This is a genomic window from Cecembia lonarensis LW9, assembly GCF_000298295.1.
Lineage (GTDB): Bacteria > Bacteroidota > Bacteroidia > Cytophagales > Cyclobacteriaceae > Cecembia > Cecembia lonarensis.
On the sequence record NZ_AMGM01000207.1, the window covers coordinates 1 to 1,084 of the forward strand.

Annotated in this window: 1 protein-coding gene; it reads right to left on the reverse strand. The window is 37.2% G+C overall.

What is annotated here, in order from left to right; all coding sequences use genetic code 11:
• Nucleotides 1–64 precede the first annotated feature (64 nt).
• Nucleotides 65–979: an IS1595 family transposase gene (locus B879_RS20880; protein WP_009187203.1), complete on the reverse strand. Its 915-nt coding sequence runs from the start codon at nt 977–979 to the stop codon at nt 65–67.
• Nucleotides 980–1,084: the final 105 nt, after the last annotated feature.

Genomic DNA, 1,084 nt, shown 5'->3' on the forward strand with positions numbered 1-1,084 from the left:
AAAAAATATTATCATTTTTTAAAAATTTATTAATAAAATTAAAGAAATATGACTCCCCCTAACTTTACACGTATGTTTGAACCGCTGCAATAATAAGGCGGTCAAACAATTTTTCTCCAAAATATCTTCTGTTGAGTTTATACACAAACTCATCAATGTAGTTTTGGATGTACCTTTCAGTTACCATGTGGTAGATCCCCAATAGATTCTTTTTCAAGTTACTTATTGCTGTATGGACCCAATTTAACTCTTCGTTTGCAGTACTTTCTGAAGACTTTACTTTAACATGTGTCTCCACTAGCCGCTCCAAGTGAACATATGCTTTATTTTTATCTGTAAAGACCACGGATTTCCTATCAATATTTTCTTCGACAAACTCGTTTACAGATTCGGCATCAGCCCTTGGGATCACCTTCATTCTAAAGAAACCACAATGCCTGGATGTTTTCTCGGATTCCTCTTCCAATAAGGGGGTAGACTCCGCAGCGACAGCTACTATAACTTGTCTTTGACTTCCTTTGCCCCTCTTGAGTTGCTTCTTGAGCTTAGCATCAATTGCCTTTTCAACATATGCTTCATCGTACTCAACCATTCCTTTCAACATGTAGGAATTATCTCTTTTCCCCATCACAGCCCGAATTTTATGCATCAACCGGAAAGCCGTATCATACTTTTTCAATCCAAGTTGGCGTTGTAGCTCCATACAAGACAACCCTTTTTTAGTTGCGGACATTAACAAAAATGCTGCAAACCATGTGTGAAGTGACAAATTACTGTTTTCCATAACTGTACCGGACTTCAAGGATGTTCTCCGTCTACAAATACTGCATTCGAAAAACTTTCTTGTGCTGAACCAATAGTGTTTTGTACACTTTTTACAGTTCTTACAATGAATCCCCTGTTTTTCTCTATGGGCTTTCAAGTATAGTTCGCAACTCTGCTCATCTGGGAAATGCGATATGAAATTAAGAATGTTCATGGCTCATTTTTTTTTAACCAAGAACACCAATTCAAACCACTTTGAAAACCATTTGACACTAGCTGTCAAATAATATTTGGCAACGTGATAAATTCGGGGGAGTCA

Bases quoted from the DNA above. Each gene is read 5' to 3' on its own strand.
- B879_RS20880 (WP_009187203.1), bottom strand. From the start codon at position 979: ATGAACATTCTTAATTTCATATCGCATTTCCCAGATGAGCAGAGTTGC.